At 67.9% G+C, this 26342-nt stretch carries 26 protein-coding genes and 1 tRNA gene; 15 read left to right on the top strand and 12 right to left on the bottom strand.

Going from position 1 to position 26342, the window contains the following annotated elements; translation table 11 throughout:
* Window positions 1–75 precede the first annotated feature (75 nt).
* Window positions 76–888 (top strand): hypothetical protein, encoded by an 813-nt coding sequence (locus tag ACSQ11_RS05350; protein ID WP_436003779.1) that lies wholly within the window; start codon window positions 76–78, stop codon window positions 886–888.
* Window positions 889–952: 64 nt separating this feature from the next.
* Here the strand turns inward: ACSQ11_RS05350 and ACSQ11_RS05345 are convergent, their stop codons facing one another.
* The 3 genes from ACSQ11_RS05345 to ACSQ11_RS05335 form a co-directional block, all read right to left on the bottom strand.
* Window positions 953–1549 (bottom strand): DoxX family protein, encoded by a 597-nt coding sequence (locus tag ACSQ11_RS05345; protein ID WP_436003777.1) that lies wholly within the window; start codon window positions 1547–1549, stop codon window positions 953–955.
* 118 nt (window positions 1550–1667) lie between these two features.
* Complete coding sequence (locus ACSQ11_RS05340; RefSeq protein ID WP_436003775.1) at window positions 1668–4169, bottom strand: phosphoketolase family protein; 2502 nt, start codon at window positions 4167–4169, stop codon at window positions 1668–1670.
* A gap of 64 nt (window positions 4170–4233) precedes the next feature.
* Window positions 4234–4773 (bottom strand): DUF4188 domain-containing protein, encoded by a 540-nt coding sequence (locus tag ACSQ11_RS05335; protein ID WP_436003773.1) that lies wholly within the window; start codon window positions 4771–4773, stop codon window positions 4234–4236.
* Window positions 4774–4878: 105 nt separating this feature from the next.
* Here ACSQ11_RS05335 and ACSQ11_RS05330 point away from each other — a divergent pair, with 105 nt between their 5' ends.
* Genes ACSQ11_RS05330 through ACSQ11_RS05320 form a run of 3 tightly spaced genes read left to right on the top strand, consistent with a single transcriptional unit; the run spans window position 4879 to window position 7855 of the window.
* Window positions 4879–5505: a MerR family transcriptional regulator gene (locus ACSQ11_RS05330; RefSeq protein ID WP_436003771.1), complete on the top strand. Its 627-nt coding sequence runs from the start codon at window positions 4879–4881 to the stop codon at window positions 5503–5505.
* Complete coding sequence (locus tag ACSQ11_RS05325; RefSeq protein ID WP_436003769.1) at window positions 5502–6611, top strand: NYN domain-containing protein; 1110 nt, start codon at window positions 5502–5504, stop codon at window positions 6609–6611. The genes ACSQ11_RS05330 and ACSQ11_RS05325 overlap by 4 nt, the downstream gene beginning before the upstream one ends.
* Window positions 6608–7855 (top strand): glycosyltransferase, encoded by a 1248-nt coding sequence (locus ACSQ11_RS05320; RefSeq protein ID WP_436003767.1) that lies wholly within the window; start codon window positions 6608–6610, stop codon window positions 7853–7855. Before ACSQ11_RS05325 ends, ACSQ11_RS05320 begins: the two co-directional genes overlap by 4 nt.
* An 18-nt stretch (window positions 7856–7873) precedes the next feature.
* Here ACSQ11_RS05320 and ACSQ11_RS05315 read toward each other — a convergent pair whose 3' ends face one another.
* Genes ACSQ11_RS05315 through ACSQ11_RS05305 form a run of 3 tightly spaced genes read right to left on the bottom strand, consistent with a single transcriptional unit; the run spans window position 7874 to window position 10165 of the window.
* Entirely contained in the window at window positions 7874–8746 is an 873-nt protein-coding gene (locus ACSQ11_RS05315) for a biotin-dependent carboxyltransferase family protein (RefSeq protein WP_436003765.1), read from the bottom strand.
* Window positions 8743–9393, bottom strand: a complete 651-nt coding sequence (locus ACSQ11_RS05310) for a 5-oxoprolinase subunit B family protein (RefSeq protein WP_436003763.1) — start codon at window positions 9391–9393, stop codon at window positions 8743–8745. Before ACSQ11_RS05310 ends, ACSQ11_RS05315 begins: the two co-directional genes overlap by 4 nt.
* A gap of 7 nt (window positions 9394–9400) precedes the next feature.
* Window positions 9401–10165: a LamB/YcsF family protein gene (locus ACSQ11_RS05305; RefSeq protein ID WP_436003760.1), complete on the bottom strand. Its 765-nt coding sequence runs from the start codon at window positions 10163–10165 to the stop codon at window positions 9401–9403.
* A gap of 148 nt (window positions 10166–10313) precedes the next feature.
* On the opposite strand from ACSQ11_RS05305, the gene ACSQ11_RS05300 reads away from it, so the two are divergent.
* From ACSQ11_RS05300 to ACSQ11_RS05290, 3 genes are all read left to right on the top strand, one after another.
* Complete coding sequence (locus ACSQ11_RS05300; protein ID WP_436003758.1) at window positions 10314–11297, top strand: M23 family metallopeptidase; 984 nt, start codon at window positions 10314–10316, stop codon at window positions 11295–11297.
* Window positions 11298–11464: 167 nt separating this feature from the next.
* A tRNA-Leu gene (locus ACSQ11_RS05295) sits at window positions 11465–11547 on the top strand.
* A 212-nt stretch (window positions 11548–11759) separates the two neighbouring features.
* Window positions 11760–11999, top strand: coding sequence for a helix-turn-helix domain-containing protein (locus ACSQ11_RS05290; RefSeq protein WP_436006698.1), 240 nt, complete (start codon window positions 11760–11762; stop codon window positions 11997–11999).
* 223 nt (window positions 12000–12222) lie between these two features.
* On the opposite strand, the gene ACSQ11_RS05285 is transcribed toward ACSQ11_RS05290, so the two are convergent.
* Complete coding sequence (locus ACSQ11_RS05285; protein ID WP_436003756.1) at window positions 12223–12510, bottom strand: hypothetical protein; 288 nt, start codon at window positions 12508–12510, stop codon at window positions 12223–12225.
* 391 nt (window positions 12511–12901) lie between these two features.
* On the opposite strand from ACSQ11_RS05285, the gene ACSQ11_RS05280 reads away from it, so the two are divergent.
* Window positions 12902–16552 carry a P-loop NTPase fold protein gene (locus ACSQ11_RS05280; protein ID WP_436003754.1) on the top strand — a complete coding sequence of 1217 codons (3651 nt, stop codon included), beginning with the start codon at window positions 12902–12904 and terminating at the stop codon, window positions 16550–16552.
* 279 nt (window positions 16553–16831) lie between these two features.
* Here the strand turns inward: ACSQ11_RS05280 and ACSQ11_RS05275 are convergent, their stop codons facing one another.
* Window positions 16832–17575, bottom strand: coding sequence for a class I SAM-dependent methyltransferase (locus ACSQ11_RS05275; RefSeq protein ID WP_436003752.1), 744 nt, complete (start codon window positions 17573–17575; stop codon window positions 16832–16834).
* A gap of 585 nt (window positions 17576–18160) precedes the next feature.
* Between ACSQ11_RS05275 and ACSQ11_RS05270 the strand changes: the two genes are divergently transcribed.
* Window positions 18161–19219 (top strand): Fic family protein, encoded by a 1059-nt coding sequence (locus tag ACSQ11_RS05270; protein ID WP_436003750.1) that lies wholly within the window; start codon window positions 18161–18163, stop codon window positions 19217–19219.
* A gap of 397 nt (window positions 19220–19616) precedes the next feature.
* Window positions 19617–19748 carry a hypothetical protein gene (locus ACSQ11_RS05265; RefSeq protein WP_436003748.1) on the top strand — a complete coding sequence of 44 codons (132 nt, stop codon included), beginning with the start codon at window positions 19617–19619 and terminating at the stop codon, window positions 19746–19748.
* A 223-nt stretch (window positions 19749–19971) separates the two neighbouring features.
* Here ACSQ11_RS05265 and ACSQ11_RS05260 read toward each other — a convergent pair whose 3' ends face one another.
* Both ACSQ11_RS05260 and ACSQ11_RS05255 read right to left on the bottom strand, forming a co-directional pair.
* The gene (locus ACSQ11_RS05260) at window positions 19972–20220 is read right to left on the bottom strand and encodes a hypothetical protein (protein WP_436003746.1); all 249 of its coding nucleotides are present in this window, start codon (window positions 20218–20220) and stop codon (window positions 19972–19974) included.
* Window positions 20217–20516 (bottom strand): DF family (seleno)protein, encoded by a 300-nt coding sequence (locus ACSQ11_RS05255; RefSeq protein ID WP_436003744.1) that lies wholly within the window; start codon window positions 20514–20516, stop codon window positions 20217–20219. Before ACSQ11_RS05255 ends, ACSQ11_RS05260 begins: the two co-directional genes overlap by 4 nt.
* 402 nt (window positions 20517–20918) lie before the next feature.
* Here ACSQ11_RS05255 and ACSQ11_RS05250 point away from each other — a divergent pair, with 402 nt between their 5' ends.
* The 5 genes from ACSQ11_RS05250 (at window position 20919) to ACSQ11_RS05230 (ending at window position 24110) form a co-directional block, all read left to right on the top strand.
* Entirely contained in the window at window positions 20919–21302 is a 384-nt protein-coding gene (locus tag ACSQ11_RS05250) for an ArsR/SmtB family transcription factor (protein ID WP_436006696.1), read from the top strand.
* Window positions 21302–22090: a cation diffusion facilitator family transporter gene (locus ACSQ11_RS05245; protein WP_436003742.1), complete on the top strand. Its 789-nt coding sequence runs from the start codon at window positions 21302–21304 to the stop codon at window positions 22088–22090. The genes ACSQ11_RS05250 and ACSQ11_RS05245 overlap by 1 nt, the downstream gene beginning before the upstream one ends.
* Complete coding sequence (locus ACSQ11_RS05240) at window positions 22087–22710, top strand: methyltransferase family protein (RefSeq protein WP_436003740.1); 624 nt, start codon at window positions 22087–22089, stop codon at window positions 22708–22710. Before ACSQ11_RS05245 ends, ACSQ11_RS05240 begins: the two co-directional genes overlap by 4 nt.
* Window positions 22711–22837: 127 nt before the next feature.
* Window positions 22838–23500, top strand: coding sequence for a DsbA family protein (locus ACSQ11_RS05235; protein WP_436006694.1), 663 nt, complete (start codon window positions 22838–22840; stop codon window positions 23498–23500).
* The gene (locus tag ACSQ11_RS05230; protein WP_436003738.1) at window positions 23493–24110 is read left to right on the top strand and encodes a vitamin K epoxide reductase family protein; all 618 of its coding nucleotides are present in this window, start codon (window positions 23493–23495) and stop codon (window positions 24108–24110) included. The genes ACSQ11_RS05235 and ACSQ11_RS05230 overlap by 8 nt, the downstream gene beginning before the upstream one ends.
* 306 nt (window positions 24111–24416) lie before the next feature.
* Here ACSQ11_RS05230 and ACSQ11_RS05225 read toward each other — a convergent pair whose 3' ends face one another.
* Together ACSQ11_RS05225 and ACSQ11_RS05220 are read right to left on the bottom strand one after the other, a co-directional pair.
* Window positions 24417–25502 (bottom strand): sensor histidine kinase, encoded by a 1086-nt coding sequence (locus ACSQ11_RS05225; protein ID WP_436003736.1) that lies wholly within the window; start codon window positions 25500–25502, stop codon window positions 24417–24419.
* A gap of 41 nt (window positions 25503–25543) precedes the next feature.
* Window positions 25544–26305, bottom strand: a complete 762-nt coding sequence (locus ACSQ11_RS05220; RefSeq protein ID WP_436003734.1) for a winged helix-turn-helix domain-containing protein — start codon at window positions 26303–26305, stop codon at window positions 25544–25546.
* Between the last annotated feature and the right edge of the window lie 37 nt (window positions 26306–26342).

Raw genomic sequence — 26342 nt, 5'->3', positions numbered from 1 at the left:
CTCGTCCTGGTGCTTTCGACCACCCTCGTGGGGACCACTGAGGCGGGTGAGCGGAAGGGACGCAACTTCAAATCGGTGCTGAAGAACTCCGGCGTCACCCTCAAGGGGTGGGACACAACCTCCAGTGGCGCTTGGGACGGGGCTCTCGGCAAGGGTGAGGGATGGTCGGACGCGCAGCCGGTGTCGGCGGGGCCGGTGTGGGAGTACCGAGAGACCCTCGGGTGCGGGTCGACTGCCGACCCCGACGCCCCGAACGACCTCACCTCCTGCTCCGTGGCCCTGAGCAGCTGCGCCCCGGTCGACGGTCGGGCGGTGAACCAGCTCTATGTCTGGCGGCGCCTGGCCGGGACGTCGCGGTGGTTCTTCAACGGCACGAGCTGCGGCTCCCCCAACCTCCCCAACACCGTCGCATCGGCGCCGGCCGTCCCCACGCTGGACCAGATCGTCACCGCGTTCCGGGAGCTGCCGTTCGCGAAGCCGACGGTCAACATCCAGCCCGAGGGGGACGTCACCCTCGTCAACCTCCCGACGTACTTCGAGGCGCAGTGGCCGGCCGGCAGCCTCGGGCCCGGTGACGTGAGCAGGCCCGTGCAGCTCCTGTCGTGGTCGGTGGAGTTCCGGATCGACCCCGCGAGCTACAACTTCGCCTTCGGTGACGGCTCCGAGTCCGGCTGGACCGACGATCTCGGTGGGCCGTATCCGGAAGGGCGCATCCGGCATACCTATGAACAGCCCGCGACGCGAGCCGCCGTCAAGGTCGACGCGACACTCACCGGCGCCTACCGCGTCAATGGTGGCGCGTGGGTGGACCTCGACGGGGTGGCCGATCTCGAGGACGAGCCGGTGACGACGCTGCAGGTCCGCGAGGCCAAGGCGCGGTTGCGCTAGGTCGGGGCCGGGCAGGGGTCGACCGCCGCACCGGAGGGGATGCGGCGGCCGACGACGGGGGTGGTCAGCGCAGGATGCTGTCGTTGCCGACGATCCTGCTCCACCAGCGGCCGAGCCCGAGCTTGTCGCCGCTGAACGTGTAGGCGAGGACGATGAGCCCCAGCGCCTCGATCCAGTGGCTGTCGAAGATCGGGTTGGTGAAGCCCTCGCCGCTGCGGCCGATGGGGAACTCGGCGAAGTACATGAGCGCGAGGAGCAGGGTGCCGCCCCAGGCGGCGATCTTCATGCCCGCGCCGGCGAGGAAGGCCACGCCGATGCCGAGCAGTCCGAACATGAACAGCCAGTCCCAGAACCCTCCGGCGAAGTTGGCGAAGAAGTCGCCGAACGGGCCGTCGACGACGGCGGGGTTCTTGGTGAGGAACCCGGTGGTCGGCGAGCCCCCGTCGATCCAGGCGTTCTTCGCGTCCGTGCCGTAGCCGAGGCCGAAGAGCTTGTCGAGGAAGGGCCAGAGGAAGGTGAAGCCGAGGACGATGCGCAGGGCGACCATGGCCCACTGGGCGACGGGGTTGCGGACCACGTCCTCCATGTGGGTGAAGCCGTCGGCGTCGTGGGTGCGGGTCGTGCTGCCGGCCCGGACCGCCTCGGGGTGCTTGGTGGTCATGATGTCTACCTCCAGTTGGTAGGTGGTCCGGTGGGACGGTCCCTCCGGTACCTACGACGCTAGAAGCGACGGGTCGTGGCCGACTGGGCCCAAGGTCCTGCCTTCTGCAGGCCGTGGGTCAGTCGTTGTCGCCGCCGGTCATCTGGGTGGCATTGGGCCCGCCCTCGCGGGTGCCGGTGTCACCGGCGTCGGCCCACACCCAGTCACGCACCTCGGGCAGGTCCTCACCGTGGGTCGTCGCCCAGGCCCGCGCCTCGAACCGCTTGTCCTGCATCCGCTGCCGCAGACCGGCCGCCTTCGACCCGAGGCCGGGGACTCGGTCGATGACGTCGATGACGAGGTGGAAGCGGTCGAGGTCGTTGAGCATGACCATGTCGAACGGTGTGGTCGTCGTGCCCTCCTCCTTGTAGCCGCGGACGTGGAGGTTCTCGTGGCCGGTGCGGCGGTAGGTCAGCCGGTGGATGAGCCACGGGTAGCCGTGGTAGGCGAAGATCACCGGCTTGTCGGGCGTGAAGATCGTGTCGAAGTCGCGGTTGCTCAGCCCGTGCGGGTGCTCGACCTCGTCCTGCAGGCGCATGAGGTCGACGACGTTGACGACGCGCACCTTGAGGTCGGGCAGGTTCTCGCGCAGCAGCTGGGCGGCGGCCATGACCTCGACGGTCGGCACGTCGCCGGCGCAGGCGAGGACGACGTCGCACTCCGAGCCCGATCCCTCTGACCCGGCCCACTCCCAGATGCCGAGGCCGCGCGTGCAGTGGTGGATCGCCTCCTGCATCGTCAGCCAGGTCGGGCCGGGCTGCTTCCCCGCGACGACCACGTTGACGCACTGGTCGGTGCGCAGCAGGTGGTCCCAGGTCGAGAGCAGCGTGTTGGCGTCCGGCGGCAGGTAGACCCGGATGATGTCGGCCTTCTTGTTGACGACGTGGTCGATGAACCCGGGGTCCTGGTGGCTGAAACCGTTGTGGTCCTGGCGCCACACGTGCGAGCTGAGCAGGTAGTTGAGCGACGAGATCGGGCGTCGCCACTCGATGTGGTTGGTGACCTTGAGCCACTTGGCGTGCTGGTTGAACATCGAGTCGACGATGTGGATGAACGCCTCGTAGCTGCTCATCATCCCGTGGCGCCCGGTGAGCAGGTAGCCCTCGAGCCAGCCCTGGCACTGGTGCTCGGAGAGCATCTCGAGGACCTTGCCCACCTTGGCCATGGGGTCGGCCCCGTCGAACGGCTCGTATGCCGCGTTCCACTGCTTCGCGGTCACGTCGAAGACCCCGCCCAACCGGTTCGAGGCGGTCTCGTCCGGTCCGAAGATCCGGAAGTTCTCGGGGTTGGCGCGCATGACCTCGGCCAGCCAGTTGCCCAGGACGCGGGTGGCCTCGGCGACGGCGGCGCCCCGGGCCTCCTCGTCGACCTCGACGGCGAAGTCGCGGAAGTCGGGCAGGCGCAGCGGGGTGCGCAGGAGTCCGCCGTTGGTGTGGGGGTTCGCCCCCATCCGCAGGTGACCCTCCGGGGCGAGCGCGGCGATGTCGTCGTGCAGCTTGCCGGACTCGTCGAAGAGATCGTCCGCGGCGTACGACTGGAGCCAGTCCTCGAGGTTCTTGAGGTGCTTATCGGTGTCGCGCGCGCTGGCCAGTGGGACCTGGTGGCTGCGCCAGTGGTTCTCGGTCGGCTTGCCGTCGATCTCCTTGGGGCCGGTCCAGCCCTTGGGGTGCTCGAAGACGATCATCGGCCAGCGCGGGCGTTCGACCTCGTCGGCCCCGACCCGGGCGGCCTCGGCCTTGATCTCGGCGATGTCGTCGAGGACCTCGTCGAGCAGCTCGGCGAACCGGCGGTGGTAGCTCTCGGGCTCTTCGTCGTCGAAGCCGGCCTTGAAGAAGTACGGCTTGTGGCCGTAGCCGACCATGAGCGACTCGAGCTCGTCGTGCCCGATGCGCGCGAGCACCGTGGGGTTGGCGATCTTGTAGCCGTTGAGGTGGAGCACGGGCAGGACGACGCCGTCGGTCGCAGGATTCGCGAACTTGTTGGCGTGCCAGCTCGTCGCGAGCGGGCCGGTCTCGGCCTCGCCGTCACCGACGACGGCGAAGACGAGGAGGTCGGGGTTGTCGAGCGCCGCGCCGTAGGCGTGCGAGAGGGCGTAGCCGAGCTCACCGCCCTCGTGGATCGACCCCGGCGTCTCCGGGGCGACGTGCGAGGGGATCCCGCCGGGGAAGCTGAACTGCTTGAACAGCCGCTGCAGCCCGGTCTCGTCCTGGGTGATGTCGTGGTACGTCTCGGTGTAGGTGCCCTCGAGGTAGGTGTTGGCGACGAGACCGGGGCCGCCGTGGCCGGGGCCGGTGACGTAGATCGTCGACTGCCGTCGCTCGTCGATCGCCCGGTTGAGGTGGGCGTAGAGGAAGTTCAGCCCGGGCGTGGTGCCCCAGTGCCCGAGCAGCCGCGGCTTGACGTGGTCACGGTGCAGCTGCTCACGCAGCAAGGGGTTGTCGAGGAGGTAGATCTGCCCGACGGACAGGTAGTTCGCCGCGCGCCACCACCGGTGGATCCGGTCGAGCGTCGCGTCGTCGAGCCCGGGGACTCCTGCGTCGGCGCGCGACTGCCAGGGAGTGCCGAGGGTGGTGGTCGTCATCGTGCGGTCCTCTCGAGAGTGAGACGTCGACTGCCCTCCTCACCCTAGTGAGGACCGCGCCCGCTCACGAGGCCTTGAGCGAGGATCCGAGGCGCTCGCGGGCGGTGCGACCGCGGCGCACCACCGGGACCGTCCCGGTCAGTGCGCCGAGGCCCACGCTCGCCCCATTGCCGTAGATCGTCTCGACGCCACCGGCGGGGACGGCATACGTCTCGTGCCAGATGCCCACCGCGCCCGGTGAGCGACGCGCGGCCGCGTTGAAGGCGCGCCATGCGGGCAGGTGCGCCTTCGTGCTCATCCGCGAGTAGGCGTAGAGGTGCTCGGTGCTGCGCCACCACTGGACGACCCAGGGGCCCTTCGCGCCGATGAGGGTCGTCGCGCCGAGGAAGCCGAGGTCCTCCGCCTCGCCGCGGGCCGCGGCGGCCTTGTTGCGCTCGAGCTCGGCGAGCATCTTGGGCATCGCGAGGAAGACCGGCATCCACAGATCCGGGCGGTGCGGCTTCCGGAAGGTCATGCCGATGTGGAAGACGACGAGCGAGTCCTCCCACTGGTGGGTCGTGCGGACGACGTTCGGTGCGTCGGACGGTGCGGTCGAGGCGGTCATCGCGAGCTCCCTGCTCATTGGATAGTGGAACTATCTCGAACTCGACCAGTTTGGAGACGACTACTATCCAATGTCAAGAGTTGTCGTCCCCTCAGGAGGTATACCGTGCGGCTCGCCGAGCTGTCCGCCGAGAGTGGCGTCGCGGTCGCGACGCTCAAGTACTACCTGCGCGAGGGGCTGCTCCACCCCGGGCGGAGCCTGTCGCGCACCACGGCGGAGTACGACGCGACGCACGTCGACCGGGTGCGGCTCGTGCGGGCCCTGAGCGAGGTCGGCGGTCTCTCGCTGGCGACGATCGAGCAGGTGCTCGAGGTCATCACCGAGCCCGGCACCGACCGGCTGCACGTGCTCGAGGCGGCCCAGCGGACCCTGGCCCGCACTGCGTCGCGCACCGGTGACGGCACCGAGGGTGGATCCACCCAACGGGTGCGCGACTGGATCGAGCGGCACGGCTGGGAGATCGACCCGATGGACCCGTTCATCGACGACCTCGCCCGGGCCTGGGACGCCTGCGACCACGCGGCGCTCGGCCTCGACGAGGACCGGATGGACCGCTACGCCGAGCACGTCGAGGGCATCGCCGAGGTGGACGTGTCCACCGTGCCGGCCGACCCCGAGGCCGCCGTGCGCCACGTGGTCCTCGGGACCCTGCTCGTCGACCCGGTCCTCGTCGCCCTGCGTCGCCTCGCGCAGCAGCACGTGTCCCGCCGGACTGAGAGGGTGGGGCCATGAGCTCCTGGTCCGCGGTCTACGTCGACGTCGGCTACCTCCTCGCGTCAGCGGCGACCCGGGTCACCGGCTCCTCGCTGCGGAGCAGCGTCGAGGTCGACTACCCCGCGCTCGTGCGGCGGCTCGTCGAGCAGGTCGAGGCCGACTCGGGGCTGCCGGTGCTGCGCGTGAACTGGTACGACTCCGGTGCCCGACCCGGCGGCCAGCCCGACCACCACCAGGACCAGATCGGCCTCCTGCCCAAGGTCAAGCTCCGCCTCGGACGCCTCTCGTATGCCGGCGAGCAGAAGGGCGTCGACGTGCGCCTCGGCCTCGACCTCGCGCTGCAGGGCCGGGCCCGCGTCGCCGACGTCGTCTACCTCGTCTCCGGCGACGACGACCTCACCGAGGCCGTCGAGGAGGCGCAGGGTGCCGGGGTGCAGGTGCGCCTGCTCTCCGTCCCCGGTGTTCACGGCACCTCGCACGCGGTCTCCAAGCACCTGCGCCGCGCCGCCGATGACGAGCTGCTCGTCGACGCCGAGACCATCGACCTGTGCGTGCGCTCGCGGGCGCTCGCGCCCGGTCTCGTGCCGGCGTCGGACGGGTCCGACTCCGTGGCGGACGAGCTGGTGGCGGCCGACGACTCGGTGGTCGTCCTCAACCCGGTCGACACGGACCCGACGGGCGACACGTCGACGACCGACGAGCCGTCGATGGACGAGTCGGCCGTCCCCGAGCCCGATGGGGCGGCCACGGAGGCAGGTGAGGCGGTCCCCCCGAGCCGGCCGGCCGGCATACCCGGTCCGTCTCCGGCCGTCCTCGGTCGCAAGCGCGCGAGCGAGGTCGTCCTGCCGGAGCCACTCACCCCGACGACCGGGGCGGTCACCGACGCGGGACCCGGCCTGTGGGACGCCGTCGCGTATGCCGTGGTCTCGTCGTGGTGCCGCACCGCGACCCCCGGGTCGCTCGCCGAGCTCCGCGGGGCCCGCCCGACCGTGCCCGGAGAGCTGGACCGCGCGCTGCTGCTCGACCTGTCGAGCCGGTCGGGCGCCTACGACATCGACGATGCCGCGAGACACGGTGTGCGCGAACGCTTCTGGCACCACGTCGATCGGATCCGCCTCACGTGAGGGTCAACGTCATCGCGGCCGGGTCCCGGGGCGACGTCCAGCCGATGGTGGCGCTCGGGGTCGGCCTGCAACGGGCCGGCCACACGGTGACGATCTGCGCGGGCGACGACTTCGAGCCGCTCGTGACCTCGCACGGCGTGGGCTTCGTCCCGGCCGGACTGCGGATCGACGAGCTCATCGCCTCCGAGCTCGGTGTGGCCTGGCTCGGGGAGTCGAGCCGCAGCCCGTGGCACGAGCTGGCCGCGATGCGACGCCTCGTCGAGTCGACCGTCGAGGGGTATGCCGGGGCCTGGGTCCCGCTCGTCGGTTCGGCCGACCTGTGGGTCAGCGGGTTCCTCACCGTCCACGCGGTCGATGCGATGGTGGCGGTCGGCGGAGGGCGGCACGTGACGACGGAGTTCGCGCCGATGCGCCCGACGCGTGAGGGGTGGGCGGGGCTCCAGCCGCCGCTCCCCCGCCGGTCGTCTGTCGCGAACCGCGTTGCAGGACAGGCACTTCTGCGCACCGTCGCATCGGTGATCGCGGTCGCCGGGGACGAGGCGCGGGTCGAGATGGGCCTGCCGCGCACGGGACGACGTGGCGTGCTGGACGCGGTCCGTCGCACCCCGGCGCTTCTCGCCGCCTCACCGACGGTCGTGCCTCCGGCGCCCGACTGGGAGGGCAACCCCGCGGTGACGGGCTACTGGTTCCTCGACGACGATCCCGGGTTCGTGCCGGACGCACGGCTGGTCTCGTGGCTGGGTGAGGAGCGCACCGCCTATGTCGGGTTCGGGTCGATGTCGACCCGGGAGGCGAGGCCGTTGGGTGAGCTGGTCGCCCGGGCTGCGCGGGCCGCGGGCGTGCGGGTCGTGCTGCACTCCGGATCGGCCGGGCTGGAGTCGCACGACCACGAGTGGGTGCAGGCCGTGGGTGCCGTGCCGCACGGGTGGCTCTTCCCGCGGGTGTCCGGGGCGGTGCACCACGGCGGTGCGGGGACGACCGCCGCGGCGCTGCGGGCGGGGGTGCCGCAGGCGGTCGTGGCGCACATCGGTGACCAACCCTTCTGGGGGCGGCGGGTGTGGGAGCTGGGTGTCGGGGCTCGCCCGGTGCGGCGGCACGCGCTGTCGGTCGAGTGGCTCACGGAAGTGCTGCGGGGCTTCGCTCGGGGTGAGGGTGCCGAGCGAGCACGGCTGGTGGGCAACGGAATTCGTCGTGAGGACGGCGTGGGGCGAGCAGTCGAGCTCCTAACGACGTGCGTGGCCTGACGCGGTGTGGTCGGCGGGTCAGGTGGGCGTGCACCAGGTGAAGCGCACTTGCTGTCCCGGCTGGAGCTGAGCGGCGCGGTCGACCGAGGCCGAGGTGGTGACACCGATGACGGGGTAGCCGCCGGTGACCGGGGCGTCGTTGAGGCAGAGGACCGGGAGACCACCCGGAGGCACCTGGATCGCCCCCCGGACGAGCCCTTCGCTCGCGAGCTCGACGCCGAGGCGGTCGGAGCGGCGCGCAAGGGGTGCGCCCTCGAGCCGGATTCCACGCCGGTCGCTGCGCGAGGACGCCACCCAGGTCGTCGAGGCCAGAGCACCGGGCTCGGAGAACCAGTCGTGGCGTGGTCCCGGGGTGACGTCGAGCTCGACGGTGCCCGTGGGTGGATCGGTGAGGCCTGCGGCGTCGAGGACCGGGAAGGACTCGGTGCGGCTGCCGACGCCGAGCACCTGCCCGGCGACGAGCGGCGCCGGGCCGAGGCCGGACATCGTGTCGCTGGAGGCCGACCCGAGGGTTCGGGGGACGTCGAAGCCACCGCGGACGGCGACGTAGGTGCGAAGGCCTGCGGACGGCATACCGAGGGTGAGGACCTGGCCGTCGCGGAGCTCGACGAGCGCGTTGTGCGGAGCCGGTCGGCCGTCGAGGTCGGCGGGGGCGCGCGCTCCGGTGAGGCTCACGAGGAGGTCGCCGACCGCGCGCAGGCGCAGGCCGCCGAAGGTCACCTCGAGCGAGGCCGCGGCGCGGGCGTTGCCGAGCAGGCGGTTGCCGAGGAGGTAGGAGCCGACGTCCGCGGCACCGGCGCGCCCGACGCCGACGGCCAGGTGGCCGAGCCGCCCGAGATCCTCGACGAGGGTGAGCGGTCCGGGGTCGAGGACCTCGACGGCGGGCGTCACCGGTGCACCTCGGTGAAGCGGACCGTCGTGCCGGGGGTGAGCAGTGCGGGCGGGTCGCGTTCGGCGTCCCAGAGCACGAGGTCGGTCGAGCCGAGGAGCTGCCACCCGCCGGGAGACTCGCGGGGGTAGATGCCACTGAACTCGCCCGCGAGCCCGACCGCGCCGGCCGGGACCCGGGTGCGGGGATCGGCATGGCGCGGAACGACGAGCCGTGAGTCGCCACCGACGAGGTAGGCGAACCCCGGGGCGAAGCCGCCGAACGCGACCCGCCACGGGGTGCCGGTGTGGGCTTCGACGACCTTGGCGGGAGTCAGCCCGGTGTGGGTGGCGACGGCGTCGAGGTCGGGCCCGTCGTAGCGGACCGGGACCTCGACGACGTGGGTCCCGGCGGGTGGTGTGGTGGGGTCGGTCGTAGTTGCGGCTGTCCGGATGGCTGCGGCGAGAGCGGCGAGGTCGGTGGTGGGGCGGGCGATGACGAGCACGGTCCGGGCAGCGGGGACGAGGTCGTCGACCTCGCCCCAGACTCCGTCGCCGGTCTCGACGAGCGGTCGCAGCGCGGCCTCGAGCGCGAGCGCGGAGTCGAGGTCACCGGTCTCGACGAGCCACGCGGACTCGCCCATGGGCAGGAGCCGGACGTCGAGAGGCACGGTCGGGTCAGCCCACGAACGGGGCGATCTCGACGTCAGCCGCCTCGAGAGCGGCCCGAACGGCGCGGGCCATCTCGACGGCTCCGGGTGAGTCCCCATGAGTGCAGATGCTCTCGGCGTGGACGTCGATGTCGCTGCCGTCCGCGGCGGTGACCTTGTGCTCGGTCACGAGGCGAGCCATCCGGGCGGCGACCTCGTCGGGGTCGTGCAGGACGGCGCCGGGTTCCGCTCGGGGCACGAGCGTGCCGTCAGGCGTGTAGGCGCGGTCGGCGAAGGCCTCGGTGACGGTGCGCAGCCCTGCCGCCTCGGCCCGGCGGAGGAAGGCCGAGCCAGGAAGGCCGAGGACGGGGAGGGTCGCGTCGAGCGAGACGACCGCGCGGACGACGGCCTCCGCCTGCTCCTCGTGGGAGACGAGGGCGTTGTAGAGGGCCCCGTGGGGTTTGACGTAGGCGACGCGTCCTCCGGCGGCGCGGGCCAGCGCGTCGAGCGCACCGACCTGGTAGACGACGTCCGCCGTGAGCTCGGCCGGGTCCATGTCGACGAAGCGCCGGCCGAAGCCCACGAGGTCGCGGTAGCCGACCTGGGCGCCGATGACGACCTCTCGCTCGACGGCGGCGAGACAGGTCCGTTGGAGGGTCAGGCTGTCGCCGGCGTGGAAGCCGCACGCGACGTTGGCGCTCGTGACGACGTCGAGCATCGCCTCGTCGTCGCCGAGCCGCCAGGCGCCGAGCGACTCGCCGAGGTCGGAGTTGAGGTCGATCCGCACGGTCATGGGTCCATCGTGCTCTGCCCCGGACCGGGAGGAAGGGCAGGCGTGCCGCTCGGCATGTTCCGCGCTTTCGTGGGTTCTCGGGTGAGGAGGTCCTCCGCCACGGTGAGCCACGGGTGCAACGGCGCACCCACCGAGCGAAGGGGAACCCATGAAGACACGAGTGGGAGGGCGCCGGGGGCGCCTTCTGTCCGTCGTCGCGACGGCCGCGCTGGCCGGGGCGGCCACGCTGGCCACGGCCACACCGGCGAGCGCCAACTCCGGCGACCTGTCCAACCGGCTGCCGATCATCGGCTCCGTCAGGGTGAGTGCGACGTGGGCGCACCCGGCCGGCGAGCCCTACGGACACACCACGGGTGACGGCGGCACGGGCTCTGCCTCACCCGCCATCGACTTCGCACCCTCGAGTGCGGCACCGACCTCGACGCCCGTGGTCTCGTCGGGCAACGGGCTCGTCGTCGGCACGGGCTACCAGTACCCCGGGGCCGGGCACTGGATCTCGGTCTACCACGCGGGCGACAACCGGACCTCGTCCTACCTCCACCTTGCCGCCGCACCTCTCGTCGCCAAGGGCTCGCGGGTCGCCGCCGGCCAACGGCTCGGGACGATGGGCGGCAGTGGTGGGGTCGCCACCCACCTGCACTACCAGGAGAAGGCGGGCAGCATCTCGACGACGCCGACGCGTGACAACCGTCTCGACCCGGGCGTCCTTACCGGCTGCACGAGCGGACCACTGAACTTCCAGAACTGGCGCGGGCGCTACAACTTCTCCGTCTCCAACTACTTCCGGTCGTGCCCCTCGGCGACCGTCACCGGCTTCTCCTCCAACGCGTCGAGCTCGCTGACCGTCGACTCGGCCCGCAACCTGCGGCTCACCGTCTGCTCGAGCAACCTCGCCGGGCAGAAGGTCACCGTCCACACGACCCGAGCCGGTCGCGACTTCGGCCTGCGCACCCTCTATCCGACCGGGACGTGCGCGACGTTCACCGATCTCGAGGGCACCGGCGCGGTGCTCTCCGGCGCGACCTACTACACGAAGGTCGCGATGAACCAGACCCCGAACCAGTCGTGGAACTCCTCGTGCGGGGCGCTGACCAACCTGCACGGGCTGTGCGACAGCCGGACCGCTCCCTGACGGACGGGCTGCACGGCACAGGGCCCAGGGAGGCGTGCGCGACGAGCGCACGCCTCCCCGGGTGGCCCGTCCGGGTCCGGTCCGCGCGTCCCACGGTCTGTGCCGGCCGGCATACGCCATCCGGTTTGGAGGACGTGGGGTGCGTGCGGCACACTGGGACGGCTCACGCGCAAGTGGCGGAACGGCAGACGCGCTGCGTTCAGGTCGCAGTGTCCGAAAGGGCGTGGGGGTTCAAATCCCCCCTTGCGCACGTGTGGGCGGTTCAGAGAAATCTGACCGTTCGGTTTAGGTAACTCCGCAGGTCTCTGACCTGCGGAGTTACCTGCATCTGGGCTCACTCAGTGCTGACTGGGGCGAAACGGAGGATCGAGTGCGGTTGAACCTCAAAACTCTGCTGGGCCTGTCCGTCCCTTCATCGGCGGACCTGTCGGTGCTCCCGTACACGCTGGGTGCGTGACCCCGATGCCACTGAACCCAGAACTTGAGCAGGCGCGTCATGACGCGTTGACTGCCCTGGGTGGCCGGGTGCGCGAACTGCGGCTGGCGAAGTCCATGACGCAGCAGCAGTTGGCCGACGCCACAGGGATGCACCGCGTCACCATCAACAAGTTGGAGCACGGTCAGTTGGACGTTGGCGTCAGCAACGTGACGGCCCTCGCTGCGGCACTGGGTGCCCAACCCCAGGACCTGTTCACGACCTGACGATCGGTATGGCTCCCAAGCACCAACGCGGTACGAGGATGGCTGCCAGGGGCGTAGGAAGCGTGTGACGGGTCGAGCGGTTGGCCTTCGTTTCGACTTCCCGTGTCACATCCGGGAAGAACCTTCCTGGGGGTGGCGAGCGCGAATTGCGCATGGGCGACCATGTCACCCGAGCGAGACCAAGTCCGCAGCGCCTTTTCGGCTCGCTTCGCGAGACAAGACTTCACATCAGGCGCGGATCTCCATCCTCGTCAAGAACGATGCGCCGAATCCCGCTCACGAGGTGGTCGAGCGTCGAGCGGATGTTCTCAACGGCACCCTTGGAGATCTCGCTGGGTCCTATCACGAAGATGTGATTCACGGAGTCGTCATTCCTGTCGATCGCCGCGGCCGTGACGCCGACGTACTCAGGGTTCGGTGCGGTGATGAAGCGCAGGTCCCAGCCGATCTGCATGCCGATCTGCTGTGCGCGTTCGTCGAGGGCGACGATGAGTTCGGGGTCGAGAGCCACGTCTTGAGCCTTGCGTACGGGTGCTGCCCTTGTCACGGATTCGAACTGGGTCCCGGCGCCATCGGGGTAATCGCCAGAGCCACACGTCCTGGGCTGTGTGCCGAGCCGGGATCGGGCACGGCCCAACGGGCATCACCATTGGCCTTTCCGGTGACCTCGGAATCCGTGAAAGGGTTTGGATTCCTCAGGACCGCTAACCCGGCCAGCCTGCAGTCGAGGCCACACGATCGCTGGCTCAATTGGTCTTCCGCGCAGATGGCCTACGCGCCATAACGAGCCCAAGTGATTTTTGCGTGGACCATAATCTCGATGCGTCCCTCTGTCGGCGCCTCGGATTAAGGTTCAGCGTGGGACCCGTCGGAGAGCGCGGGTGAAAGACGGGGGCGAGACAATGGACACGGCCGACTCAACAGCGACATCCGCCGCCCTCCTCGAAGCGGACCTGATTCCTGACGGCAGGCTCGCGGACGCCTCCGGCGACGATCTCGAACATGACGCGGTCGCAGCGGTCCTCGCCGACCTCGTTAGCAAGGTTCAGACACCCGCCAATATCGCGCTGTTCGGACCGTGGGGCTCCGGTAAGTCGAGCCTCTACGGCATGATTGCGGCCCGACTCGAAATGCGTGCCGACAGCGGCGTCAAGATGATCCGGTACGACGCTTGGAAGTTCGGCGGGCATAGTCTGCAACGCAACTTCCTGTCCCACGTGGCAGAGGAACTCGAACTCAAAGATCGCCACATCTCCCGCATCCACGGCGCGACGGAGACGTCCCGGCTAAGGCTCGGACGGTTTCTGAGGCGCAACTGGGGCTCCCTCGTCGTTGCTCTGTTGCTTGCCTTCGGCTTGGCTGCGGGATGGGCGTTTCTATCGGCTTGGGCGGCAACTGAATGGGGTGTGGGCACAAGCGCGAACGATGCCAAGTTCGAGGCGGAACTGGTGCGGTCCCTGCCGAGTGCAGCGGTTGTCTTCGGCGCGGTCATCGCGGGCCTCCTGCTCAGCAACCAGAGCCTCGCGTCCGCTGTGGAGAAGCGGACATACTCCCCAATGCAGGATGCTGACCAGTTCTTTGCAGCCTTCGAGCGGCTCATGAAGACCGTCACCCGGTGGCGCCTGACCAAGCCGCGCACGAAGCGGCTGGTCGTCTTCGTCGACGAACTGGATCGGTGCCACCCGTCAGATGTGGCGAAGACTCTGACCGACCTTCTTACCTTCCTCGACCATCACCAGTGCGTATTCCTCGTCGCGGCCGACCGCGAAGTCCTCGAAGAAGCGCTGGAGAAGGCGCCCCAGGCCAAACCTGTCCGGGAGAACGAGCCCTACTACTCCACGTCAGGCGCTTTTCTCGACAAGGTCTTCCAGCATCAACTGTCGCTGCCGCCCACCCGCCCCGAAGCGCTTACCGCCTACGCGATGACGCTGGCAAGCACCCGACGCCAGGGAATCTGGGCCGAACTCCGATCGGAGCGGACCACTTACGAAGACGTCGTCTATTCGCTCGTACCGGCGCACATCAGAAGCCCTCGACGTGTGAAGGTCTTGTTGAACAACTACGCGACAAGCGCCCGAGTGATGGCCGCGCGGGGCTTGGACTGGAAGGCGCGAGCCGTCCCTGTCGCAGTTCTTACCGTGCTGCAGACGGAGTTTCCCAGCGTCGTGCGAGACCTCCTGGTCCAGCCCCGGCTACTAGAGGCTCTCACTGGCGCACTTGACGATGCGATGTCCACCGAACTTGCAGCCGTCGTGGCCGGGTACCGGCGAACGGACGAGGACGACGACGTAACCACCGAAGAATCATCGGCCGCCCCACTGCTCACGGATCGCTCCGAGGTCGACAACGAAGCCGCTGAGCACGCTGCGCGCCGTCGCCTCAACGAGCAGTTCGTCGCTTACCTCGGCAAGATTCATGCTGCGGACATTCCGTTGCCCACAGCCGACCTAGTTTACCTTCAGCGTGCGGGCCATGCCGAGGGACTTGAGAACGCCGAACTGTCACGCATCCTCGACGTGGCAGCGGACACTGCCCCGGACACGCTCGTCACCGACTTCGAGGACGCCTCCACAGGCGACCGAAAGGCCGCCGTTCGCTTCCTGACGACGCAACTGGGCAGCAACTTCGGCCCGTCGCGAGCAAACCTCGTCGAATCGGCATGTCGCTTGGCGGAGCAACTTGACGTTGAGGCAGCCCGCGACACTGCACGGTTCGCTGCAGGTGCCCTGCTCAACGAAGCCCGTAACGGGCGGTGGCGATCCGACGCCACTCCTGGTGTGCTACGGCTTGCACTTCTGGATGACCACATCGCGGATCCTATGGCTCCGCTCGCCGGTACCGGGGAACTTGAAAGGATGGGTGCGAACGGAAGCCTTGGCGTGCTCCTGCCGCTGATGCCCCACCTGGCTGATCGGGCCGCACTGCTGTTCTCGTACTTCGGGAACGAGTACAGGGAACGACCGGCCCTCATGCACGACGCATTGAGTACGTTGCCTTGCGAGATGGCTACGGCCCTCTGGAATGCCGAGAAGGACGCCATCGTGGCCGAGTTCGAAGCGCCCATCGCTCCAATCAGGTCGGCCGCCACTACCCGCACCGTTAAGTCAGCAACCGCTTCTGCCGCAGCGAGAGCCACCGTGGATACCGCGGCGCCAGCCGAACATGTCCAACGCTACGGCGATCTCCTCAAGGCCCTCATAGGTCGGGAAGGAGGACTGATCCCAACAGTCCTCCGCGAAGTCATCCTCATCTCGCTCCGAACTGACGTTGATTCCGACTTGTACGCCGAGGTCGTCGCAGACCTCGACCGGCTGATCACTGGCTTCGGCGACGACACGGCTAGTCAAAACCACGTCGTACTCCATGCAATCGCTCGTGAAGCGTCAGCCCCGGGTGTCGAACGCTGGACCCAGTTCCTCGTCACGGACAGCCCAACCACCCCCGACCGGTCGACTGTGGGCGCGACTTCGAAGGTTGTGGTGACCGAACTTTGCCAAGAGTCCTTGCTAGTCGACAGGTCGGTCCTGCTCAACCTCTACGGCGACCTCTCGGGTTGGCTCGACGCTGACAGAGCCGAACACGACGCGCAGATCATCTACTCGGGGCTCACGAGGAACCCACCTGCTGGAATGGCTGAGAACGCGGCCCTGCGAGACGGGCTGCGGCGCGCACTCAGCGTCCTGGAGACCGTTGACGGAACCGTGGAGTACGCAAGCACCTACATCACGGCATCGCTGGTCGAAGTCATCGCCGCGGGACAAGCCAGCGCCACAGCGATCGGACGCTTCATCGAGGAGATCCAGTCACTCGCTCCTCATGACGCCGCGCAATTGGACGACAAGATCGCCGCGATGGAGACCTACCCGACCATCTTCCTAGCGCGCCTGCGGATCGCGGCCCGAAAACGAGCCGCCAGGAAGACACTGCGGGCTCTAGAACTGAACCGAGTGCTGGTGGCAGCCACTCCTGACCCTGGCCTGCTGGCCGAATGGGTAGGCGCGACACCGACATTGGTCGACTTCAACTCGCTGCTGCGGACTGTGACCATGCCCAAGCAGGTCGTGGCCGCCTACGCCGAACAGCGGAACATATCCGACCGAAGCAAAGTGTGGATCGCGCTGGAGAAGAAGGGCTACCCCATCGCGCATCTCGAAGCAGCAGGGACGAAGAGCGTGAACGCCACAGTCGTGAAGCACATGGAGTCTCGAATCGTCGGAGTGAGAATCGAAGACCAGTCCAACGCCACGCGTCGTTTGATCACTGCCAACCTCGCGGAGGAGAGCAGCGCACGCGTCGCCGCCCACGAGATGGCTATGAGCCTGCTCCAAGCCGACGTTGCCGGGGCCGGGCCAAACGCAGCGAAGATTGTCCTCCGCGCAGGCGGCGCCGCCCCTCGGAGGAAGCCTGAATTGCGCGCCGCGTTCGACAACTACACCACCAAGTTCCCCAAGCAACGGATTCCCAACGGGGATCTGCAGCGCCTAAATGATCTGGGGCTGTTCACGAAGCGTAAAAAGAGTCCGCTCGCGAAGGTGCTCCCATGGTTCGACTGACCGCGCGAGGCACGACCAGAAGGGAGTTCCTGGGGCCGCGGAGCACAGTGGATGGCGCGACGATCCCAAGGCCTTCATAGGAATTTGCCTGTCTTCCCCGGCTCTTCGACGACGTCGACGCCTTCTTCGACTCACTCACGGAGGGTAGAGGACGGCACAATCTCCATGACCCGCGTCCTCAGCGATCAGATCATGCTTCCACCGGAGGCTCATCACCCTGCTTCTAGTGCGCGCAGATGGGTCGCAGGTGGGCTGGCGTGGTGCTTGCGTGCCCGACGGTCAGGAGGGTCCGTCATGCCGCTGGGCAACCCGTGCCCGCGTCATCAGGGTCCAACCCCATCGGCGTTCCGCCCAAGCCCTCGCTGCGTCGAGCCCGCGTCCAGCGTATGGGCGCAGGGCGCGCTCGACCCGCGTCGACGTCAGCAGGTGGATCGGATGCCGGGCTCTGCTCCGTAGGGTGACGCTGTACAGGTCCTCGACCTCGAACCGACGCGCGAGCAGGGTTCGGAGGTCTTCTGCGTCAACCCAATGCCTGAGTTGTCCTGGTTTGGGAGGGGGAACATCGTTGAGGCGTTCGAGAACCGGGCGATTCTGGGTGGCGAGCATCAGCCGACCCCCTGGCCTGAGCAAGGCTGCGCAGCGGTCGAGGAAGGCCGCTTGGTCGGCGACGTGCGAGAGCACCTCCAGGGACACGACAACGTCGAAGGAGGCCTCGGCGAACGGGAGCGTGAGGAAGTCTCCCGCGATGAAGGTGACCTCGGGACTTCGTACCCGCGCCCTGTCCAGCACCTCGTCAGCGATGTCGGTGGCTGTGACGTGTCCGTACCGCGAGATCGACTGCTCTAGCCATCCTGCGCCGCAGCCAACGTCGAGGATGTCGAGATCTTTTCGGCCGAGTTCGTCGAGCCACGCGCACACGATCTGCGCCTGGCGCAGCGGCGACTCCTCCAACTGCTTCTCTCGATGCTCGCCGTTCCACGCGTTCCACATGGCGCGCTGCGCCGCGATGTCAGGGTGGGACATGGGACGCTCCTTGGTTGCACGTCAGTCACGGTGTCGCGCACCGAAGCGGGCAAGTTCGGTGCGCACCAGTGGCAAGCGTGCTGGGCGGCGGAGGGCTGAATTATGTGGGTTTCCTGAAGGTTTGATGAAGATGGTCGAGGTCGGATGACTGCGTCCCGCTTCGACCAATGCCGGGGAGGGTGGTGCGCGCCCGGTCGGGTGTGTCCTGGCTGAGGGTCACCGTCGGCCCCCCTCGGCACCGCGGGGAGGTGAGGGCGCGTGAGCGTCAACGCGTTGCGGCCACGATGACGCTGGGCGTCCTACCCAGTTCTTCGAGTAGCGGCTCACCGTTGAGTTCGGCGCCAACCACCCGCACGAGCGGCATCCGGGAAACCCTCTCCCACGCGCTACCTAAGATAAGGTTTCTCTAGTAACCTTATCTTAGATGTCTCGAAAGAAAGGGCAGCCGTGTCTGCGATTACGGCCTTGGCGTTGGGTTGGGACGACGTGGCCTGGAAGTCGGGGGTGGATCAGCACCTGTCCCGAACCCAACGCGCGAAGATCCGAGCCACCTACAAGGCGGCTGTCCCCGCTGAGATCTCGCCCATGACCTTCGTGATCGATCCACAGGTTGCCGCCGAGGCTGACGACGCCCGTGATGCGATCGCCCGGTTCGATGCCGAACTGTCGATGATGTTCCCGGAGGGAGAGTTCGCACCACTCTCGTCGGTGCTGCTTCGCACTGAATCGGCGTCGTCGTCGCAGATCGAGAACATCACCACGGGCGCCCGCGCCCTTGCCCTCGCCGAGATCGGGTTCGCGAAGTACGGCAGCAACGCCAAACTTGTCGCGGCGAATGTTGACGCCATGAACCGGGCCGTCGCTCTCGCCGACCGGGTGACCCCAGAGACGATCCTGGACATCCACGAAGCCCTCATGCGCGGCCAAAATCACGCCAACCCCGGCCAGTTTCGAGAGGAGCAGGTGTGGATTGGAGCGTCCCCCACCCCCCACGGCGCGATGTTTGTCCCGCCGCACCATGACCGAGTTCGGTCCGGCATCGACGATCTCTGTGCGTTCACGGCCCGTACTGACATCCCACTACTGACCCAAGCAGCCTTGGCCCACGCTCAGTTCGAGACGATCCATCCGTTCACTGATGGCAACGGCCGAACCGGACGGGCGCTGGTTCACGCCCTCCTCAAGGGCGGCGGTGCAACGACGCGTTCCACCCTGCCTGTTTCCGCCGGGCTCTTGAACGACGTCGACGCATACTTCGATGCACTCACCGCCTACCGGCGGGGTGACGCAAGCCCTATCGTTGAGCGATTTGCCCGAGCGTCCTTCGCTGCGGTGGACAACGGGCGACTCTTGGCCAAAGACCTGAACGCCGCGCACCAAGCCTGGGCTGCGCGATTGGACGCGCGCAGGCACGCGGTGGTCTGGCGACTCCTGCCGGTCCTCATGAGTCAACCCGCGATCACGTCCGCGCTGGTGCAGGACCGCATGGGCGTGTCTCAGCCCGCGGCCGACAACGCTCTACGACAGTTGCGGGAGGCGGGGGTTATCACGAAGGCCAGCGGTATCCAACGCAACATCGTCTATATCGCCCAGGACGTCATCGCGGCGCTGGACGAGTTCGCCGCACGAGCCCGCCGAGGATGACCTGTCTCGGTTACGCCTTCCTTGGGATGCGTGCCCTGGTGCAGGTGTCTTCATCATCTTCTTCCTCTTCATCCTGTTGCTGATGAAGACCTGTGGTGAGCCGTTGGACTGCGCTTCCCCTCGCTACTGCGGCGGCTCCCATCAGCGGGGAGCGAAACCACGCATCCCTGAGATCTCAGGGATTGCTGCCCAAATCGCGGCTGCGAAGCCCAGCCGGTGAGCCACCCAGTTCGATACCCACTAGTTCACTCCAACCTCTGGCCCGGCTGACGGCGGCGACTCACCGTACGTGCATGGCCGTAGAAGAGTTCAGTCCAGAACCGGGACGCGGCCTAGGGCCGCTCATCCATGCTCTCCGTAGGGGTGGGGGCCCCTCACGTTCGCCGAGTGGGTGTCCGTGCCGGACTCGATGACGATCAACCTCCAACTGCCGGAGGACGAGGAGCAGGCAGCGACATGTCGCGCGGCCATCGACGACTTCGCGTCGCGGGTGGCCGCGCTGGCGCCGCGGCTCGCACCAGCGTCCTGACCCCAAGTCACCACCAAGGCCCCGAGCCACAAGTCGTGGTTCGGGGCCTCTGCCAGTTGGATCAGTCAGGCGGGGTAGCACACCTGCTGCGGTGCGCTGCCTGCCTCGCGGCGGGGGCGGGCTTGGCCAGCAGGGGACACTTTCGCCGATCTGGGTCAGGGCAGACTGCCAAAGAGCCATGACAGCCGTGCAGCCTCTTCGCGTCAGTCAGTGGGCCTCCGGCCTAGAGCCGAGCACCGACCATCGAAGACGCCGCAAGCGAGTCCCCCGACTTCGCGAAAGGTCCGGTGTCGTCCGGCCAGTTGGTCCGGTGGGCCCGCGGGAACACCCACCGGAAGGCGCTCAATCCGGGCTTCTTGCACCAACAGTCGGCGGCGCACCCGCACTTGCGCATGCCGAGCGCTTCGGCCAACCGCGTCATCGCCGCAGCCAGCAGGTAGAGCCCTGCCAGGATCACGAGAACACGCTTCATGCCAGCGCCTTCCTGAATTGTTCGAGGCTCGGCGCGCCGGACAGGCCGTCCGGACCGGTGTAGACGCGGCAGGCGAAACCGACCTTCTCGTCGCCTGTCGCGAACGGGTCCCGACCGTTCACGCGCACCGTGGGGGACCCAGTGAACCCGAGTCGCTCGGCGTGTTCGGGGTCGGTGACCTTGATTCGCTCGATGTCGACGTGCCCGAGACCGGCGCCGCGCAGTGCGGTCAGGAGCCGTTCCTCGGCGACCGCTGAGTTCGGGCACCCGTCGAAGAAGAGCAGTTCAATCTTCATGGGTTCATCATCCGTTCTCGGCTGGCGTTCCGCCATGGGTTGGCCCGGGGGCGGTGGGCGGTCTCGGGGTGAGTTGTTGGGCGTACCACCTCAGCACGCTCAAGTTGGCAGTGAACGCCGCCAACGCAGACAGGAACCTCATGGCCGCCAGGGAGCGCGCCCAACAACAGCAGGCGGCCGCGGCGCGCCGAGAGCAGGAACGAGCAGCCGCAGAGGCTGCCGCACGCCTCAAGTTCGACTAGGCCAGCCCGGCCACAGGCCCGCAGCCCAGGCCTGGTGGTAGACACCCGCGAAGGTCAGGGCAAAGGCGGGATCACTCGGGAGGCCGTGAAGGCCATTCTTGTCAGGGTCGACGTCACGCCTCAGTGGCAGTATCATCGCCATATGACGATGACAACGGTTATGGGCGCTGAATCGGTGCCGCCAAACACCACGGAGGTTGATGGAACCGCCGCCGCTGCCTGCCTCTTCCATGGGTTCAGCGACCCCTCCCGGATCGCGATCCTCCAGCACCTCACGCTTGGGGAGCACCGCGTCGTCGACCTGACCGCTCACGTCGGGCTCGCACAGTCCACGGTTTCGAAGCACCTGGCGTGCCTGCGTGACTGCGGGCTCGTCACGGCCCGCCCGAAGGGACGCGCCACGGTCTACTCGCTCAACCACGCCGAGGCGCTCATGGACTTGTGGACGGCAGCCGAACGTCTCCTCGCGCTGACCGGTGACGCCGTGGCGCTATGCACCACCTACGGCACCGGCGCCCTCCCTTCCGACCCCAAGGGCGCCTGATGAGCACCACCCATCACCACGGCACCGCCACCTCAGCCGAGGACCGACGTCGGTACGGACGCCGTGCGCAACTTCTCGCTGGGGCGTCGGTCGCGTACAACATCATTGAGGCCGTCATCGCCATCACCGCCGGACTTCTCGCTGGGTCCGTGGCCTTGGTCGGGTTCGGCCTTGACTCCATCGTGGAGGTGTCCAGTGGCCTCATCATCTTGTGGCAGTTCCGCCACCCACTGCCGGAGTCACGCGAGCGCACCGCCTTGCGGTTGATGGCATTCTCGTTCTTCGGGCTGGCCGCCTATGTGACCTTCGAGTCCGTCCGGGCACTGCTCACCGGCCACGAGCCGGAGCCCTCCACGGTCGGCATCGCGCTCGCCGCCATCTCGTTGGTGATCATGCCGTTCCTATCGTGGGCGCAGCGCCGCACGGGCCGAGCGCTCGGCTCGAACGCAGTGGTGGCGGACTCCACCCAAACCCTGCTGTGCACCTACCTGTCCGCAGTGCTGCTCGTCGGGCTCGTCCTCAACGCCACGCTCGGCTGGTCGTGGGCAGACCCGATCGCCGGACTCGTCATCGCCGCTGTCGCCGTCCGCGAAGGCCTGGAGGCGTGGCGGGGCGAGGCCTGCGGATGTGGACCCGTCGCCACCGGCTCCACCCACGAGCACTCGACCGAGCAGGACGGGGGCTGCGCGTGCACGGACGACCCCGCCGACTGCACCGACGGGTGCTGCGCCGCCCCCAACGCCCCGCAGACCTTCACCCTCGGCCGATCCGACGGCAACCTCTCGTGAGCACCCTCGCCATTGGTGTCTACGGCGCGTACCTGCTCATCGCGTTCGGTGCCCGCACACTCATCCAGGTGCTGCGCACCGGCGACACCGGATTCCGAGGGCTCTCCGGCCGCCCCGGCAGTGCCGCCTGGTGGGCCGGAATCCTGTTCGTCGCCGCCCTCGTGGCCGGTGTGGGCGCCCCCGTCGCCGGAGTCCTCGGACTTGCTCCGATCGGCTGGCTCGACCACCCGACCGGCAACCGCATCGGGCTCGTCGTCGCCATCGCAGGCGTCGCACTCACCCTCGCTGCGCAGTTGCAGATGGGCACCGCGTGGCGCATCGGCGTTGACGAGAACGAGCGCACCAGCCTGGTCACCACCGGTGTCTTCGGGATCGTCCGCAACCCCATATTCACTGCCATGTGCATCACCGCCCTCGGCTTGACCCTCATGGTGCCCAACGTCATCGCCGTCGCCGGGATTCTGGCCCTTGCCGTTGCGCTGGAGTTGCAGGTCCGCATCGTCGAAGAGCCCTACCTGAGGACCGTGCACGGCGACGCGTACCGCACGTACGAGATACGCACCGGCAGGTTCCTGCCTACCGTTCGGCCCGCCAGGCCGAGCCGCAGCGCCATCTCGTAGTCACAAAAGGGCCCCGCAGCAGGCGCGGGGGGAGTGATCGTGGCGTCCAGACGACGACCGGCCCGGAACCTGACCCGACTTGAAAGCGTTCGCCGAACGAGCCATGCCTTCTCATACTGCCTTGGAGATACTTCCCTTGAAACGCAACATCATTGTCTCGTCGCTCGTCATCGCTCTGTTCGTAGCCCTCGTGGCCGCCGCTCTGACGTTCGGCGCCCGGAAGGCAGACCCCGCGGACGCCGCGACCGGCACCACGACCGGCAAACTCGTCCGCGACAACAGCCACCGCCTTGGCGCTGCAGGAACGGGCAAGGTTGTCCTCGTCGAGTTCTTGGACTTCGAGTGCGAGTCGTGCCGTGCGGCGTACCCGGTCGTGGAGGAGATGCGGGCCACGTACGCAGGCAAGGTTGACTTCGTCGTGCGCTACTTCCCTATCGACAGCCACGCCAACGCGGTCAACTCCGCGGTCGCCGTCGAAGCCGCGGCCCAGCAGGGCAAGTTCGAGGAGATGTACAAGCGCATGTATGACACCCAGGCAACGTGGGGCGAACAGCGGGAGTCCAAGGCGTCGGTGTTCCGCGGCTTCGCCGAAGGATTGGGTCTCGACATGGCGGCGTACGACAAGGCCGTCGCCGACAAATCGACGCTGGCAAGGGTGGAGCGGGACCGGCAGGACGGCCTCGACCTCGGCGTGCAGGGAACCCCCACCTTCTTCCTGAACGGCAAGAAACTCGAACCGACGTCCACGCAGGACTTCCGCGACAAGATCGACGCCGCCCTCAATGACTGAGAGCATGCAAGTGGCTCAACCGTCAGGTCGCGCCGAAGCGGGACGGGCCACAGCATGGTCGCTCACGCTGTCCGGCACTGTTGGGCTGCTTGCGGCCTTCACCCTCCTCGTCGAGAAGATCGCCCTGCTCGCAGATCCCTCCTACGTACCCTCGTGCAGCATCAACCCGGTAATGTCCTGCGGTTCCGTCATGAACACGGACCAAGCCGCAGCCTTCGGGTTTCCCAACCCCATCCTCGGCGTCGCAGGGTTCACCGCCCTCCTGACGATCGGCGTGGTCCTGCTGACCCGGGCGACGTTGCCGGGATGGTTCTGGTGGGGCATCCAGGCTGGGACAACCTTCGGGGTCGTCTTCGTGCACTGGCTGATCTTCCAGAGCCTGTACCGCATCGAAGCGCTATGTCCCTACTGCATGGTCGTGTGGGTCGCAGCCATCACGGCATTTGTCACGGCGACCGCACAGAACATCCGACGCGCCCGCATCCTGCTCCCGACCGGCATGCGGGCAGCGGCGTCCTATGTTCCGAGCGTGGTCACGGTGTGGGTCGTGCTCATCGCTGGGTTGATCGTCGTCCAGTTCTGGGACTACTGGGTAACGCTGAGCCTGTGAACACGCAGGTCGTCGACCACCAGCCGCCGAGGCGCCAGCCAGGCCGTCTCACACCCCGGGAGGATGTGCTGCTGGGTCGACCGCGAGAACAACGCGCGCAGACTCCGCACCCGACGCGACACGAAGTGTCACTCAGCCTGTGGATGAGCGTCACCCGCTCGGCCGGTGGACGAGGGTCATGAGCGGCTGGCGCAATGTATTCGCTGGAAACGTCCGTACCCTCGGCACGGTGGCGATGACTTCGCCCTCGGTGACCACCGCACCGGTCATTGCCAGGTCGCGGCAATGTCCGGCCTCCAACGGCGCTCACGTTCGGGCAAGAGGCAGCCGGATGATGAAGATGGACCCCTGACTCAGTCCAGGGCTCGTCGCTGACAAGCCGCCCCCATGTGATTCGACCAGTGCTTTGCTGATCGTCAAACCGATACCGCTTCCGCCGCGAACACGACTGCGCGCCGGGTCTGCGCGGTAGAAGCGTTCGAAGACGTGAGGCAAGTGCTGGGCTTCGATCCCCTCCCCGTTGTCGGACACGGTGATCTCGATCCAGTCGGGGTCTGGTTTGCGCACGGACACCCGGACACGACCGCCCGACGCCGTGTGCTGAAGTGCGTTGTTGAGCAGGTTGGAGAGCACTTGGGCCATCCGGTCCACGTCAGCCGCAACGACGCCTTCGGCGCGCTCGTCAACGACGAGGGCCACCTGTTTCGCTAGAAAATCGCTGCGTGCCGCGGCCACGGCAGACTCCACGAGGGCGGTCGCGTCGGTCGGCACCCTGCGCAAATCAAGTCCATCCTCTTCTGCACGCGCCACGGCACTGATGTCCTCGGCGAGGCGCTGCAACCTTGCGGTGTTTCCGTGCAGGACTTCAAGTGTCCCGTCGTCGAGCCTGCGAACGCCGTCTTCCACTGCTTCGAGGTGCGCCTCGATGCTGCTCAGAGGCGTGCGCATCTCGTGAGCGAGGTCGGCAAGCAGCCGACGTCGTGTTGCCTCCACGTCACCTAGACGCCGCGCGAGGTCGTTGATCGTCGTGGCCAACTGATCGAACTCAGCGCCCAGTCCCGGACTTGGCACTTGGGACTGGTACTGGCCGTTGGCGATCTTGGCGGCTGAGTTCGCAACAGCCGCAGTCGAGCGCTGGACCCGACGTGTGAAGAACGCGGTTACACCCAGCGCGAGGATCACGGACGCGGTGAGCGCTGCACCCAATGCAATGATCAGCGCCGAATCGAATGCCTTCTCTTGGTGAGCAACCTCTGAGGGTGAGTGGCCGACTCCTGCTTGGCGCAGGTGGTCATGAAAGATGTTCGGGCCCACGATTGCCGCGACGACCCATGTCGTGGCCGCGCCCGCAACAAGCACGAGCGTCTGAGCGATGAGGAGGCGCGGGGCCAACCCGGCCCGCCTGTTGCGTCTCGTTGTACCGCGAGCCCCGGTCATGCGCCGGTCCCCATCCGATATCCGATCCCGCGCACGGTGCGGATGAACCGTGCCGCACCGGCGTCGTCACCGAGTTTGCGGCGTAGGTGTCCAACGTGAACGTCGACGAGGTGCTCGTCTCCGACCCACGACTGCCCCCACACCTGCTCGATGAGTTGACGTCGGCTGAAGGCCATACGCGGGCGTTCGGACAGCACAGCAAGGACGTCGAACTCCGTCCGCGTCAGGGAAACCGGCTCGTCATCGATCCACACGTCCCGGCCGACCGGGTCGATCGCCAGGGGGCCGAACCGGCGATAGGCCGGACCGTCCGCTGAGCCCCCCAAGGGGCGTGGCCGACGGAGCATGGCACGGAGCCGAGCGACCAGCACCCGCGGGCTGAAGGGTTTGGTCATGTAGTCGTCCGCTCCGACCGACAGCCCGACCAGAGTGTCAAGTTCGTCCGTGCGGGCCGTCAGCATGACGACGTAGGCGTCGGAGAAGGTCCGCAACGACCGACAGACTTCAACGCCGTCCTGCCCCGGGAGGCCCAGGTCGAGAACGACCACATCAGGGTCGACGCTCCGGGCAACCTGGACGGCGTCCAACCCGTCATGGCTCACGTGAACCTCGTAGCCCTCACGCTCCAGATAGTTCGCGACCACGGCGGCCATGGGCTCGTCGTCCTCGACGACCAGGGCGCGAATGCCACGCAGTGACGCTTGACGGCTGGTAGGGCTTTCGACAGCGCCCTCGTGCCCCGCCTTCTCCTCGGCCATCCACACATCGTTGCAGCCGTCCTCGGGGCGACCACCT

It is taken from the genome of Knoellia sp. LjRoot47 (assembly GCF_964253435.1).
Classification (GTDB): Bacteria; Actinomycetota; Actinomycetes; order Actinomycetales; family Dermatophilaceae; genus Knoellia.
Note: the sequence above shows the minus strand (reverse complement) of the source record. Positions and strands in the feature narration are given on the sequence as shown.